The sequence below is a fragment of the Psychrobacter sp. NG27 genome (assembly GCF_016106655.1).
Classification (GTDB): Bacteria; Pseudomonadota; Gammaproteobacteria; order Pseudomonadales; family Moraxellaceae; genus Psychrobacter.
Genome location: NZ_JADGIN010000003.1, coordinates 289,960 through 305,235, shown reverse-complemented (window position 1 = coordinate 305,235; position 15,276 = coordinate 289,960). Strand labels below are relative to the sequence as shown.

At 41.5% G+C, this 15,276-nt stretch carries 14 protein-coding genes; 8 read left to right on the top strand and 6 right to left on the bottom strand.

What is annotated here, in order from left to right; translation table 11 throughout:
• Positions 1-63 precede the first annotated feature (63 nt).
• The 4 genes from IP485_RS07325 to IP485_RS07310 all read right to left on the bottom strand — a co-directional run bounded on the left by IP485_RS07325 (position 64) and on the right by IP485_RS07310 (position 5,619).
• Positions 64-1,329: a hypothetical protein gene (locus tag IP485_RS07325; protein WP_198326667.1), complete on the bottom strand. Its 1,266-nt coding sequence runs from the start codon at positions 1,327-1,329 to the stop codon at positions 64-66.
• 116 nt (positions 1,330-1,445) lie between these two features.
• Positions 1,446-2,984 (bottom strand): lysine--tRNA ligase, encoded by a 1,539-nt coding sequence (gene lysS, locus IP485_RS07320; RefSeq protein ID WP_198326666.1) that lies wholly within the window; start codon positions 2,982-2,984, stop codon positions 1,446-1,448.
• A 153-nt stretch (positions 2,985-3,137) separates the two neighbouring features.
• Positions 3,138-4,232, bottom strand: a complete 1,095-nt coding sequence (gene prfA, locus IP485_RS07315; RefSeq protein WP_194364338.1) for a peptide chain release factor 1 — start codon at positions 4,230-4,232, stop codon at positions 3,138-3,140.
• A 241-nt stretch (positions 4,233-4,473) separates the two neighbouring features.
• Entirely contained in the window at positions 4,474-5,619 is a 1,146-nt protein-coding gene (locus IP485_RS07310) for a beta-ketoacyl-ACP synthase III (RefSeq protein WP_194364337.1), read from the bottom strand.
• A 294-nt stretch (positions 5,620-5,913) separates the two neighbouring features.
• Between IP485_RS07310 and pnuC the strand changes: the two genes are divergently transcribed.
• The 4 genes from pnuC to creD all read left to right on the top strand — a co-directional run bounded on the left by pnuC (position 5,914) and on the right by creD (position 9,544).
• Complete coding sequence (gene pnuC / locus IP485_RS07305) at positions 5,914-6,624, top strand: nicotinamide riboside transporter PnuC (RefSeq protein WP_198326665.1); 711 nt, start codon at positions 5,914-5,916, stop codon at positions 6,622-6,624.
• On the top strand, positions 6,575-7,174 hold the full coding sequence (locus IP485_RS07300; protein WP_198326664.1) for an AAA family ATPase: 600 nt from the start codon (positions 6,575-6,577) through the stop codon (positions 7,172-7,174). Before pnuC ends, IP485_RS07300 begins: the two co-directional genes overlap by 50 nt.
• A 71-nt stretch (positions 7,175-7,245) precedes the next feature.
• Positions 7,246-7,770 (top strand): TIGR00645 family protein, encoded by a 525-nt coding sequence (locus tag IP485_RS07295; RefSeq protein WP_198326663.1) that lies wholly within the window; start codon positions 7,246-7,248, stop codon positions 7,768-7,770.
• Between the two features lie 160 nt (positions 7,771-7,930).
• Positions 7,931-9,544 (top strand): cell envelope integrity protein CreD, encoded by a 1,614-nt coding sequence (gene creD, locus IP485_RS07290; RefSeq protein WP_198326662.1) that lies wholly within the window; start codon positions 7,931-7,933, stop codon positions 9,542-9,544.
• A 157-nt stretch (positions 9,545-9,701) separates the two neighbouring features.
• Here creD and IP485_RS07285 read toward each other — a convergent pair whose 3' ends face one another.
• Positions 9,702-10,385 carry a DUF421 domain-containing protein gene (locus IP485_RS07285; RefSeq protein ID WP_198326661.1) on the bottom strand — a complete coding sequence of 228 codons (684 nt, stop codon included), beginning with the start codon at positions 10,383-10,385 and terminating at the stop codon, positions 9,702-9,704.
• Between the two features lie 319 nt (positions 10,386-10,704).
• Here IP485_RS07285 and IP485_RS07280 point away from each other — a divergent pair, with 319 nt between their 5' ends.
• Together IP485_RS07280 and IP485_RS07275 are read left to right on the top strand one after the other, a co-directional pair.
• Positions 10,705-11,613 carry a DMT family transporter gene (locus IP485_RS07280; RefSeq protein ID WP_198326660.1) on the top strand — a complete coding sequence of 303 codons (909 nt, stop codon included), beginning with the start codon at positions 10,705-10,707 and terminating at the stop codon, positions 11,611-11,613.
• A gap of 302 nt (positions 11,614-11,915) precedes the next feature.
• Positions 11,916-12,689: a hypothetical protein gene (locus IP485_RS07275; protein WP_227686464.1), complete on the top strand. Its 774-nt coding sequence runs from the start codon at positions 11,916-11,918 to the stop codon at positions 12,687-12,689.
• A 140-nt stretch (positions 12,690-12,829) separates the two neighbouring features.
• Here IP485_RS07275 and IP485_RS07270 read toward each other — a convergent pair whose 3' ends face one another.
• A complete protein-coding gene (locus tag IP485_RS07270) occupies positions 12,830-13,243 on the bottom strand; it encodes an organic hydroperoxide resistance protein (protein WP_194364329.1) in 414 nt (137 codons plus the stop codon).
• A 166-nt stretch (positions 13,244-13,409) separates the two neighbouring features.
• On the opposite strand from IP485_RS07270, the gene IP485_RS07265 reads away from it, so the two are divergent.
• Positions 13,410-14,264: an AraC family transcriptional regulator gene (locus tag IP485_RS07265; RefSeq protein ID WP_194364328.1), complete on the top strand. Its 855-nt coding sequence runs from the start codon at positions 13,410-13,412 to the stop codon at positions 14,262-14,264.
• Positions 14,265-14,349: 85 nt separating this feature from the next.
• Entirely contained in the window at positions 14,350-15,138 is a 789-nt protein-coding gene (locus tag IP485_RS07260; protein ID WP_198326659.1) for a DUF2071 domain-containing protein, read from the top strand.
• Positions 15,139-15,276 lie beyond the last annotated feature (138 nt).

Sequence of the window (15,276 nt, the reverse complement as noted above, 5' to 3'; positions counted from 1 at the left end):
GATGACATCAATTGATATCAAGCGAACCTAATACTCTCTTTGATAGGTATCACATCGGATTGACTATAGCTGAGCTTTGAGCTGAGCCAGTCGTTCGTGTAAGCGCTTGGTATTTACATCAATAAATGCGCCTTTTTGATGGAAAATATCTAAGTACACCTCAGTATTTACACTGTCTTCACAAGGCCTGAACTCTACACCAATCAAAAACAGTTCATCCATCACTGGTGTCTGCATTTGCGCATTGAGATCTGACAATAAATCTTGGTGAGACAGACGAACATTCTCTGCACTCAACGAGCTGCTCTCATTCTGAGCATAGAATACCATAAGGTATTGACGTCCAAAAATATGATAAGAGTGCGCATGACTAGTATAACCATCCCAGCGCGATTCTTGGTCAGCCTTTCTGTATGCCAATACTTTTTCTACCAGACAAGCATAGGTATACATTGACTCATCTGCCAAAATATCGACAGACTCAGGGGATAACGGCTGTCCCGCTTTACGATAACGCTTGAGCAAGCTATTGAATAGCTGATACCACATGCGAGTATTTTTTTGAATTTCAGCCATTAACGCATTGGCAAATTCTGTCTGATTGGGTTCTACTGCTCGAAGTAAGTGTGGCTCGATTTGATCGATTAGCTCAGCATCAACCAACTGCTCTTGTATCCTAATCGCTCTTTGGTGAAAATTGGAAGATCGTAAAAACTGTGTCAGAAGTGTCGATTCATTTTTAAAAGATACAAAATTCGTTAACTGACCACGGTGAAAATCTAAAAATGTTGTTAGATCACTTGGTGTCACTAACTGACTGAGTATAGTGACGAAGTTTCGATGACTAAATATCTGTAAGACACTCTGCTCATCATCCAAGTCTAGAACACAGTCTTCAGCAAAGAACTGACTACCGTATTCACAATCAATCGCATAAGAGGATGAGCCTAGTTTCTCGTCTTGATGTTCAAAAGACAGTGACGTCAAACCAACAAAATAAACCGCTTTATCCCCTATCGATGTCTTACCCTCTACCATCGACTGGTTGTTTTTCAGATAAAGCTGAGTGTGACGTTTGATTAATGTATTAACCGCCTTTTTTTTCCACTCACGAACTTTGGCACTATCGACCTCTTGCTTATTCGCTTGCATCATCACATCATTGACGATCAAGTAAATAGTAGCGCTAGAACACTCAAAAACAAAATCATAACCCTGAAATTTTTCAGGGTCAGCCGTTATTTTGTCGTCAGATAATTCATACAAAGATAAAGAAAATTGTTGAATCATCTGTCGCCACAATGAAAGCGGTGCTTGCTGAGTATCCATAACATTCCTATAAATGAGGTCTCATAAAAAAGCTTAAACCCATTCTATTTCAATAAGTAAAAGCTCTTTCATATCCAGTTCACTATTAATGTGGATTTATGGCAAGCAAACCCACTCTAACTATCGTTTTTGCGGCGCATATGCGGGAACAAGATCACATCACGAATACTGGCAGAGTCGGTAAATAGCATTACTAGGCGATCGATACCAATACCCTCACCAGCTGTTGGCGGTAGACCATAAGCCAATGCTTCGATATATTCTTCATCAAAATGCATGGCCTCATCATCGCCTGCATCTTTTTCGGCAACCTGACCACGGAAACGCTCAGCCTGATCCGCTGGATCGTTAAGCTCACTAAAGCCATTGGCCAACTCGCGACCACCCACGAACAGCTCAAAACGATCGGTAATCTCAGGATTGTCATCACTACGGCGCGCTAGTGGTGATGTCTCAGCTGGATACTCAGTAATGAACGTTGGTTGACGCAGTTGATGCTCAGCCGTTTCTTCAAAGATGATGGTTTGTAGTTTGCCCACACCAAATACATCTTTGACTTGTTGCTTAAGTGTCGTTGATGCATATTCTGCTAGATATTCACGATCATTAATACGTGCCATATCGAAGTTTTCGGCATATTTTGCAATCGCATCAGACATCGACAGGCGGGCAAATGGCGCTTTTAGGCTGATGGCTTCTTCTTGATACGTCAGCTCTGTGGTGCCCAATATGTCGGTTGCAAGCTGGTTAAACAAACGCTCAGTCAAATCCATCAAATCATGATAATCAGCGTAGGCCTGATAGAATTCAATCATAGTGAACTCAGGGTTATGACGGGTTGAAACCCCTTCGTTACGGAAACTACGGTTGATCTCAAATACTCGCTCAAACCCGCCAACTACCAAGCGCTTAAGATAAAGCTCAGGTGCGATACGTAGATATAATGGCATGTCTAACGCATTGTGATGCGTCTCAAACGGACGGGCTACTGCACCACCTGGAATAGGATGCATCATTGGCGTTTCAACTTCCATAAAACGCTCATTTAGCATAAATTGACGAATGCCGCTGACGATCTGACTACGAACCATAAAGGTATCACGAGTCGTCTCATTGGTCATCAAATCAAGATGACGGTTACGATAGCGCGCTTCGACATCTGACAAACCATGAAATTTGTTTGGCATTGGGCGTAGTGACTTGGTGAGCAAGCTAATCTCTTCGATATGTACATACAGATCACCTTTGCCTGAGCGACCGATATAACCAGATACCCCAACGATATCACCCAAATCTAGTGATTTGATACCTGCACGCGTCTCTTCATCGAGCTCTTTACGCGCCACATACAGCTGGATACGGCCTGTCATATCTTGAATGACAATGAATGAGCCACGGTTGAGCATGACGCGCCCTGCGACATTGACCTGTGTCTTTTCGCCATTCCCGGCTTTCTCTTCAATTTCTTGTTTTGATATACCATCAAAAGCCGCTTGCAAGTCTTGCGCATAATCAGTGCGTTTGAACGTGTTTGGGTACGGCTGTTTACCAGAAGCCGTGATGTCGTCTAGCTTGGCTTGTAGCTGTGCAATCAGCTCGTTAGCATCTTCTACCACTGGGGTTTGTTCTTGGTTCTGATTATTGTGCTTTGACATAACACTCTCAATATTATTAGGTAATTAAATGGATAAACGAAAACAGAAAAATTAAATCAACATGTAGAGCGTATTTAACAATCAACACGCCCTACCTTTATAAAAAACATCATGATAAAAAAAGATATAACGCTATACTTTACATAGAATTGGCTATTGCTCCCCGCCGCCAATACTGGCCATCAAGTCAGCCTGATGCTCACGCAACAATGAATCAAGAATCTCATTCAAGTCGCCTTCCATAATAGAATCAAGCTTGTATAAGGTCAGGTTGATACGGTGATCGGTCATACGCCCTTGCGGGAAGTTATAGGTGCGAATACGCTCACTGCGATCGCCACTACCGATTAAATCGCGGCGCATCGAATCAGCAACATCGACTTGTGCTTGCACCTTAACCTGCTGAATACGTGAGATGAGCATTTTCATCGCTTGTGCGCGGTTTTTGTGTTGGCTACGCTCTTGTTGACACTCTGCGACTGTGCCTGTCGGAATGTGCGTTAAACGCACGGCTGAGTCAGTGGTGTTAACGTGCTGACCACCAGCCCCGCTTGAGCGGAACGTATCAAAACGGATGTCAGCTGGGTTGAGCTCGACGGTATCATCAATCTCAACTTCAGGCATGACTGCAACGGTACAAGCTGAGGTATGCACACGGCCTTGGCTTTCGGTTTCAGGAACACGCTGCACACGGTGCACGCCAGATTCAAACTTTAGGCGACCATAAACACTGTTGCCTGATACGCGAGTGATGATTTCTTTATACCCGCCATGCTCGCCTTCGCTTGCAGACAGCACGTCCAATGTCCAGCCTTGGCTCTGCGCGTATTTTTGGTACATGCGGAACAAGTCACCAGAGAAAATCGCCGCTTCATCGCCGCCTGTCCCAGCACGAATCTCCAAAAATGCAGGTACTTTATCATTTGGATCTTTTGGTAGCATCATAAGATTGAGCGCTTCTTCCATCTGGGCGATGGTATCACGGGCGCTATCAATCTCATCGATCATCATCTCTTTCATGTCAGGATCTGTGGCATCAGCTAGCATCGTCTCTGCATCGGCCTGATCCGTTTCTGCACCCACATAATTTTGCCATAACGTCGTGATTTCCATCAAGTCACTGTGCTCAACAGACAATTCACGGAACTTGTTATTATCACTGATGACACTAGGATCTGACAATAAAGCGGTGACCTCTTCATAACGGTCTACCATCTGGTCTAAACGCAGGCGTAAGGATTCTTTCATAAAAGGACTTTTAATTGGATAAGAGGAGTAAGCCCGTGATTATAGCAAATTTTTGGGGGTAAATTAAAACCTCTAAGCATTCTTGTCGATATTCTAAGCAATCTTGTTGTTATCTTCTCAAACATCTCTGTCTATATCTAGATATCTAGACTCAATTTCAATAGCAAAAACGGCAGACAAAAAAATAGCTAAGAATATTCTTAGCTATTTTTTTGTCTATGAGAGGCATTTATTCGAAATATTAGACTTTGCGAACCAGTACCGACCCAATAGAGTACCCTGCGCCAAATGAGCAAATAACACCCAAATCACCTGATGACAGGTCATCTTTGTGGCGATGGAATACAATCATAGGACTCGCTGAGCTGGTATTGGCAAATTCAGCGATGACACTTGGGACAATGGCTTTGTCCGCTTCTTTACCAATGACGGTACGTAAAATCAAATCGAGCATATTGGCATTGGCTTGATGTAACCACATCATTTTGACATCAGACGTTGCTATGTCATTTTCTTGCAAGTGCTCGGTGATAATCTCTGACACTTTCGGACAGACTTCACGGAAAACTTTACGACCGTTTTGGAGAAAAAGCTTATCAGTGACTGGTGCTTTGATATCTGGATACATCTCAGTCTGCGCCGCTAGATACTCTGAGCGATCCATAAAGCCATATTCGTTTTTGATGTTGGTCGAAAACTGGGTAAACAGTTTAGAATTTAGAATCTCATAGCCTTTTGGCGTGTCTAGATCTTCTACGATAGATGCAGTGGCCACATCACCAAAGATAAAGTGGCTATCACGGTTACGCCAGTTTAGATGCGCTGAGGTGATCTCTACATTGACCACAGCGATACGCTTAGCCAGACCTGAGACGATAGAACCATGGGCTTGTGACAGACCAAAAGTCGCTGCACTACATGCAACGTTCATATCATAAGCAAAGCCGCCGATCATACCAATCTCGTTTTGGATCTCGATGGCAACGGCAGGATAGGTACGCTGAAAGTTTGAGCAAGCCAGAATAATACCATCTAAATCATTGGCCTCAAGTCCTGCATCAGCCAATGCATCTCTAAGCGCTGCTGCGCCCATCTCAGCCATGACTGACAGCTCTTCGCCCAAATTACGGTACGCAATAACGGGCGCCATAATTTCAGTATTCAAGATACCGTCTTTTTCCATCACATAGCGTGATTTGATGCCTGATACTTTTTCGATAAACGCAGCCGATGAAGGCTCAAGCGCTGTAACCGTCTCTGCGGCTATCTCTTCAGCATGTTCAGTATTATAGTTTTCAACATACTGGTTAAATGATTCAACCAACTCTTCGTTACTGATGCTGTAAGGCGGAATATACAGGCCAGTGCCCGTGATACAAGTCGTCATGATAAGCTTCCTTGTCTACTACTGTGGTGCTTGGAATAAGCATAAATGTGGAAATAATAGCCATTCAATTTCAGTGAATAACTGTAAACTTAAAATCAGTGTGTTTATTATGCCTGAATATTATAATTTTTCTAATACTTTGTTACAAATAACCTGTTTGTTGCCATAAATGAGCAAAGACTGGCCGCATTTTTCGGTAGCTACGTTATAATTGGCATCATTTTATTCTGTATTATTCGTCGAACTATCTTAATTATTCAGAACATTGATACACGCTCATACTTAGGAATGCTAATGGCAGAACTTCTCAACTGGTTATTTGGTCAGTACGCTGACTACTCTACGATATTCATCGTCCTTGAATTGATTGCTGTTGTCTTCGGTGTGGCCAGTGTCTTACTTGCCAGCAAAACCAATATCTTAGTCTTCCCTATCGGACTGGTCAGCACTGCTATATTTGTGTATCTACTATGGAAATGGCAGCTGTTTGGCGATATGTTCATCAATGCTTACTATACCGTGATGAGCTTGTATGGCTGGATTAACTGGTCAAAGAACAAGAAAAACCAGTCTGTTGAGCATGGGCAATCAGATGCTAATAACGTCCGTATTGAGCATTTACATGCAAACGACATCCCTATCCTCTCTGCTTTGGCAGCAGGAACGGTAGCTTTTGTAGGATTGATTTATTACTTCCGTCCAGTGATTAATAATGGCTTTAGCCTCGATGGTGCGGTACTTGGACTGCATTTATTTACTTGGGTCGATTATACTGACATGCTCACTACCGCTTTATTTTTGATGGCAATGTGGCTCATGGCACGGCGTAAAATCGAGCATTGGATACTCTGGATCATCGCTGATGCGATATCGGTACCGCTATACTTTTATAAAGGTTTCACTTTTACCGCGCTACAATATGTAGTCTTCACTCTTATCGCAATCTGGGCATATTATGAATGGCAACGACGCTACCGTATACAACCTCGAGCAACATACGCCTAAATCTGTCATCAACGTCGCGGTCTTAGGTGCAGAAAGTACGGGTAAGACGACCTTATGTCGTGATTTGGCCGCGCATTTCAATAGTCCTTGGGTGACAGAGTATATGCGCACCTATTTACAAGCAAAATGGGATGACGAGCGCCTGACTTGTACCTGGGAGGATCTACTCCCTATCGCACAGGGGCAAATTACACTAGAGAACACCTTAGCCAAACAGGTCGCTCAGACGTCTGATGCCAGTCATTATGTGTTTTGCGATACCAGTCTGTTTGAACTGATGGTCTATTCCTATTGGTATTATGGCGATTGTCCTAGTGCCCTTGAGCAAGCAGCGTTGGCGCATCACTATGATTTGATACTATTGACTGATGTTGATACACCTTGGGTGGCTGATGACCTGCGAGACAGTCCACACCAACGTGATGAAATAAGTGCTTATTTCGCCAGTCAATTAAGCAAGCATCAAAAACCATTTCAGCGCATTAGTGGCGATAGAAAAGAGCGCGTCCGGCAAGTAGTAGCGCAGCTCGCTGATGTAGCTAACATATAGTACGACTGAAGCTAACCTATATTATGCCAATAATTAACGTTATTTGTGTCTTTAAAAATTAAGAGATACCCATGCTAAAGAAGTTTGAACTTTACTTAGAAAAAACTATATTTAATAGCCGCTGGATACTGGCGCCTTTTTATCTAGGATTAGTGCTAGGCATTATTTTATTATTTATTAAGTTTGTCCAAAAGCTTTGGTATATGTTCGCTGACATTCTCACGGCCTCTGAAGCCAGTGTGATTGTAGATATATTGGTATTGGTTGATATCTCTCTAGTTGCCAGTTTATTGCTTATCATTATATTCAGTGGCTATGAGATTTTTGTTTCAAAAATCGATACTGGCACCCATGATGATCGTCCTAGCTGGATGGGCAAAGTTGACTTTTCTGGCCTAAAGCTCAAAGTCATCGGAGCGATCGTCGCTATCTCAGCGATTGACCTGTTAAAGTCCTTTATGGATATCTCAAGTGGAATGAGTGAGCTCGATACTGACAAGCTCATGTGGAAGGTTATTATTCACATGACCTTTGTGTTGTCTGGTTTGTTATTCGCTATCATGGATAAAGTCGTTGGCGATACAAAAAAGCATTAATACTCAAAAAATACTTATCCAAAAATATTAATACTCATGCTTTCACAGTTTTTTCATATTTCCTGCACATTTTCTATTCACGCCCTCTCTATGATGTCTTTTAAAGCCATAGTCTGCTATCTCGGCAGCTATGGATTAAAGACACTTAGGAGGCGACAACATGCAAAAGACATTATTGACGAAATTATCTATCATTGTAGGACTTTGTATTATCTTTTCGATTGGACTCAGTATGATTGGCTCTATCATATACGAGAGGCAAAACTACGCAGCGTCAGTAATAAAAGAAATCACCCAGCAGCATGTCAATCCACAAGAAGTTATCACCCCATTTATCGCCATTCCTACAACAGTCACACCTGCCTGTCAGTCAGATGCAACAGATACACTAAATGTAAAGCGCAAATGCGAACCTTCATACTCGAAAACTGAGACGGTATTTGCCACTCAGACGCAAGCTGCACAAGACCTAAAAGTAAATACTGATACTTATAAACGCGGTATCTATAGCGCGACTAGCTATGATGGTCAGCTGACATTCGATCAGAGTTATACGTTTGCAGAGACTTTAGAAAATTTAGATCAGATTGGAAATACAATTGACAATGATGCAGATTCAGTCGGTACCTCTCCTAATGCAGATAACACGCAACTAGCTAAAACCATTACCCACTGGAATAAAGCAAAACTTATTATTCCTGCATCTGATTTACGCGGTGTCGCTACCCTACCTACCGTCACAATCAATCAAAAATCGATTAAAGCAAACTATCCGCAGATACCAATGATAGAAAACTTAACCTATGTTGAAGTAGATATTCCTAAAGATGTATTGGAGCAATTAAGCAATCCTACTAGCCAGCAGAATAAAGAACCTCTTGTGACCACAGGTTCAAAGGATAAAAATCTAGATAAACCAGGGGTAAGTAGCCAGTTACCTAACCCTAAGGACAATCAAGCACTCAATATTGTGATCGACTTGCCGTTAGCTGGCATTAGCAATTTAACGACTGTACCAACTGGGCAGAACTTTACTCTGTCAATGCACAGTGATTGGCAGACACCAAACTTCATCGGTAAAGCATTACCAAATACCAAGAGCATTACCGCTGAAGGATTTGATGCCAGTTGGCAAAATCAGTATTTGACCGTCGCCAATAACCAATACCTCTCTCAGTGCATCAGCGCACCTAACCATCAATGTACTGTCATGAGTGAATCAACGCTCAATACCGATTTTGAGTCATCGAGAGGTCTGACGGCAGACAGCGCGACAGTGGCTGGCAGCAATCAAAGTGTTCTGCTGAACAGCTTTGGGGTTAGTTTTGCGAGCCCAAATGATGTCTACCTACAAACTGAACGAGCCATGAAGTATGCTCTGCTGCTAATCTTAATATCGTTTGGCACTTTCTTTTTGTTTGAAGTGCTCAAATCAAGTCGTATCCATCCTATTCAGTATCTGCTAGTCGGCTGCGCGCTATTTGTTTTTTATGTCTTATTACTACCGCTTGCAGAACAAATCGCATTTTGGCAAGCATATATGGTGGCGGCTAGCGCCTGTGTCGGGCTTATTGGCTGGTATAGCTACTATGTATTTGGCGGTTTAAAACGGGCAGTAATCTTTACCGCAACACTTGCTGGACTATATGCTGCATTTTTCGGTATTTTAAGTACAGAGGACTTAAATCTATTACTGGGTGCAATATTCTGCTTTGTGATACTTGCCTGCGTGATGGTGATGACTCGCAAACTTGACTGGTATAAAGTCACCTAAATAAAGTCACGTAAATTATGCAAGCCCCTTAACCCATATTATTTATGAAACCAGTCAGACAAACTGTCAGTAAATGAGAGATTTTTATCTGATAATTTAAAAAAAGCACTTGGCTGCCGTAGCTCAATTGATAAGCTAAGCCAGCCAAGTGCTTATATTATTTGACTATATGATTGTTTAAAGCTTTGGCCCAGTTATTACAATTATCCTCGCAGCGTGGGCAACACTGATTGGGGTCAGAGATTTCGTCAACATAACCGCAATACATGCAAGCATAATAGATACCTGGCTCTACTTGCTCGACAGGTCGATATTGCTTAGGGAAAAGCGGCATACCGTAGTCTGTCTTTTCAGACGTATGTAATAGGATACTAAAGTTACCATCTGTCTCGAGCAAACCAACACGAACTTGCCCTAAATGCTCAACGCCCTGCTGACGCATTTCAGCAAAAAACTCATCGTGTGACATCTCCCCTTTCTTGATTTTATCAAGTACTAGCATGCCATCCTCTACAATATAAAGTGACTTGCCTTCTAACAGGTCTTCAAAAGGCTGAAATTTCATCATCGCCCAAGTACAAAGCCTATAGAGCGAAATGACGGTACCCATGATTAATACCGCTTGAATGATGGGCAGGTCTTCGGTGAACATGGGATCACCTGCAATAGAACCTAGCGATAAAATGATGGTTAACTCAAAAATAGAGAGCTGACGGACACCGCGCTTACCAGTAAATCGTAAAAATGTAATAATCAATACAAACATGACAGTGACACGTATTAAGATTTCAAAGGCAAATAACCAAGTTGTGTCATGAATAAAAATACTTGCCCAATCCATACTATCGTTTCCTATTTATCTAATTTATTGTTTTTAATGAATGGTGTTCAAATAGTTCGTTTGATGCAAAGCACATCATCCATATATTTATACCTTATCGTCAATACAACTATCGTTATTCTGATTTAAAAGAGACTTTTTGCCACAAGTACGACAAAATATCCTGTCTTGTGAGACAGCTATGAATTAGATTGATAAGTTATCAATCTATTATTTTCGCTAAAAAATAAGCGATCGCTATAACAGCGTATCTAGAAACCTAAAATTGACATCCTATGCTTGCCTGTTTTGTGCCATTTATTCATTGTAGGAATTACTTTTGAAAGCCACTATTTATACCATTATTGCGTTAATTGCTTTTGCCGCAAACTCTCTGTTTTGCCGAATGGCATTAGCAGAAGGCTATATCGATGCTTGGAGTTTTACGATCATTCGTCTGCTCAGTGCGACTGCCTGTTTGATCTTTATCATGGCCATTCACTCATACAGACTGCGGCGCCAAACCTCCAATCATGACAGCGCTGCTGCTCACGCTATATTAAGTGATAAAGGCAGTTGGCTGAGTAGTGTCAGCTTAGTGATTTACGCGCTATGCTTTTCGATTGCGTATGTAGAGCTTGATACGGGTACTGGTGCATTGATTTTATTTTCAGCAGTCCAGCTCACCATGATTGGCTGGGGCATCTATAAAAAAGAGCAATTAAGCGTACTACAATGGCTAGCATTTGTCGTCGCAGTGGCAGGATTCGTGTATTTGATGTTGCCATCGGCTGCCATACCATCACCATTGGCGGCAGCGTTAATGGCCACGAGCGGCGTGGCATGGGGGGTATACAGTATACGCGGTAAATCATGCGTCTCACCGCTTCGAGCGACAGGGTTTAACTTCGTGCGAAGTTTGGTAGCCGTTCCGATACTACTACTGGTGGGTATGACGTATTTGGACGATATGGGCTTAAAGAATATCAATTTACAAAGTATTACGACTGAAGGGGTACTACTCGCCTGTGCATCAGGAGCGATCGCCTCAGGGTTGGGCTACAGTATCTGGTATACAGCGATGCCTTTATTAAAGAATACGCAAGCGGCTATCGTTCAGCTGTGTGTGCCTGTAATTGCTGCCATACTAGGCGTGGTATTTTTATCTGAGCAGCTGACTATGCCATTTATCATTGCAAGCACGGTTATTTTGGGAGCAGTTTTAATATTTATTTTAAATAAAAAGTAGTCGATAAGAATACAGATCAAGATAGTATATAGCGACTCATCATTGGTGAAAGTCAGACGTTTGGCTACAGCATTTTTCGATGTTTTTTTACTTCAATAGCTTCTAATCAGTCCGTCATGGTTATAGAAAAAACTTTATACATTACCGTTGTTACTTATGGCAGCTAATTCAGTAAATATAGAGAGGGAAAGCGCAAGAATTTACATCATACATTTACATTAATCTACTGAATAGAAGAGTTTACTGGCTTAATATCGAGTATCAATCTACTCCAATAAATAATACTAAAAAGGATAAAAATCATGTCAAACAACTCTTCTAATAATAATGTAGAAAATGAGTCAGTAGAAGCTCCTAAGAATAGTGCTGTGACCTCTGTAGAAGTCTTAAAAGGTGATGACTTAATTTCTGACGATGATCACGACGCCAAAGACGACAAGTCTAATAAAGATGATATATTTGATAAAGATTTCAAGTCTGATGAATCTGACAAAGACAGTAAGTCAGATAAAGACAGTAAGTCAGATAAAGACGATAAGTCGGACAAAGACGATAAGTCGGATAAAGACGATAAGTCGGATAAAGACGATAAGTCGGATAAAGACGATAAGTCGGATAAAGACGATAAGTCGGACAAAGACGATAAGTCGGACAAAGACGATAAGAGTGTGACGATAGCCAATATATATCAGTGGGCAGCTAAGCTAAAAGATGATTTTATATCTGATAAAGGCGATAAATCTGATGACAAAAAGTCAGAGGATGACAAGTCAGGTAGCGATAAGTCGGATAAAGAAGATAAATACAGCGCGGCCGTAGCCAATGTCTATCAATGGGCGGCTAAGTTAAAAGACGACCTTAAGTCTGAAGCTTCTGGCATGACATACGGGGTATCTGAAAAAGCCGTTGCTATGTTATTGAATAAACTGCTTGATGGTGTCAATGCAGAACTGGAAACTTTCGATAAAAAAGCAGAAGATTCTAAAAAATCAGACGCCAATGCAGAAAAAGAGCATAGCAAACTGGTTGGCAAAAAAGAGAAATATCAAAGTATTATTGATCAACTAGAGAGTTAATCAGCAGTTCACCTAATAAATATCAGAGGTGCATGGATCCAGTGTCAGACGTTTGCTTCAAACATCTAACACTGGATTTTTTTGTTTGGTATTTAGACAGATAAATTGGAGAAGGATATTCTTCTCAATCGAACAATACCTTAAACAACGGTAACTTCCAAGCGAGTCTCTACATTGCCGCGAGTAGCGTTAGAATACGGGCACACCTGATGTGTGGCTTCGATCAACTGCTGCGCCTGTGCTTCATCAATACCTGATACTTCTACAGACAATTCCACCTCTAAGTTATAGCTGCCGTCAGCTTTCATACCGATACCTACTTGTGCAGAGGTTTTTGAAGAGGTGACAGGCAATTTCATGTGCTGTGCAGTCATGCTCAAAGCGCTATCAAAACAAGCCGCGTAACCCATAGCAAAAAGCTGTTCTGGATTAACACCTTCTTTGTCTTGCTCTTGAAAAGATACCAAATCAAACCCTAATGAACCATCATCTAATCCAGTATGGCCAGAACGTCCACCAGTGGCTGTCGCGCGGGTTTTATAAAATATTTTCATGAGTAATTATTCCTTGTTTCATGTTATTAGAGGTCGTACTTACGCTGTTGCGATGAAATTATTATAGAACCCTTTGCATTTATGCGTTAGAACAGACCTCTATAACTCTTGCCTAATCCTACAAAATTTCATAGTATCAGACAGTCTTATAAAACAAGTCATCATCATGAACCCAGTAACCATTGAGCACCTTCTTACCGTATTGCCTAGAAATAAAACCATCGAGTCTGCTGTTGCAGGTTTGTTTTTTTACTGTGCAGACAGACCAAGCAAAGCCGTCAGTTATATCCAAGAGCCAAGCATTTGTATTGTACTTCAGGGTGAGCGAGAGATTTACTTAGGAGCTGACTGTCAAAGATTTGATAATAGCAATCTAATGTTTTGCCCCGTCAATATTCCGCTGAGCATGCACATCAAACACGCCTCAATCAAAAATCCTGTCATCGTTTTATCGATGAAACTAAACTTAGCCATGATTAGAGACGTCTTGGCAAAGATACCTTCCAATCAATCCATGGCAAGTAGTCATTTAGGAATAAAGTGGCAACTAGACGATACGATAATGGCAGCATTTGAACGGCTCATAGGCTTGCTTGATTATCCAAATAACATTGATTTTTTGGCTTCGTTGATTCAGCAAGAAATATACTATCGCCTGCTCTCAGCGGAGCAAGGAGGTAAACTCAGGCAATTGGTTGTCGATGGTAGCCATACACACCGCATCGCCCAAGCGACTGACTGGATAAAGGCGCATTTAGATGAACCTATTATGGTTGAGAGCTTAGCTAGTAGATGCGGCATGAGCATCTCAGGGTTTCACCAGCACTTTAAAGAAATTACCCAATTAAGCCCATTACAATATCAAAAAAGCTTGCGATTAATGGAGGCGAGACGTTTGATTAAGATACACGGCGCGCAAATATCACAAATAGCCATGCAGGTTGGTTACGAAAGTCCTAGTCAATTTAGCCGCGAATATAAGCGATTATTTGGTGTGAGCCCAAGTAGTGAGTTGATGTGATAGCCATTTCATTATTTATATCTACAGCGAATACAAATCATAAGTTTTTTGAGTATCCACCATCATAACTATATAAGGAAATGTCGTGCAAGAATTGAGACGTTTTGAAGATTATCTACATGATAGGCCTAAACCAACCGGATTAGACGTTTTATGTGGTCTCAAGCATTTTTCTATTATCACTTACGCGGTGCCAGCAGAGAGATTTGAGGGTATATTTCCCGATCGGTTCAAGCTTGATACAGTAATAATAGATGGTATAGAAAAAGGCTTGATTTCTGTTGTCCCATTTATTGACGTTGATTTCACCTCTGCCGTTCTTCCTTTTCCAACCTTCACGATGGGGCAGACCAATTATCGTATCTACATCATAGATACAGAGACAGGCGAACGCTGTGTATGGTTTCTGGGTACGACCCTAGATTCTTGGACATTGGCAATACCTAGATATTTATGGAATCTGCCATGGCATAGTGCTGATATGACTTTCGATTGTCACTTTGATAATGAGACTGGTAGGTATACAAAATATTCGGTCGCTGCTGATTCAGAATGGGCTGCTGCTGAAGTATCTCTTGAACAAAAGGCAAAGGATGTTTTTGCATTTACAGGTTTTCCTGATACTGAGTCTGCTCTTGTTTACTTGACCCATCCATTGGCAGGATTTTATCATCGTCGTGATGGTAAGCTTGGGACTTATCGAGTTTGGCATAAAAGACTCAATGTCAGACCTGCCTCCCTTATCTCTGCCAACTTCAAACTCTTATCAACCTTAGGTATTGTGACTCCTTCAGAGCAAAACCATCCTTACAGCGTACTCATAGAGCCATTAAATGAATTCACCATTTATTTACCACCACAGATTATTGATTAACTACTACTCTTTTAGCGCTTTCTAGCACTACTATCTTTTGGCTACAAGAATTCATCTGAGTATCGAAAAACCCATTGATAACTAGGTTTCAAGGCCAATACCACTCAAGATGTCTCTATACTTTCCCATTTTTTAGCC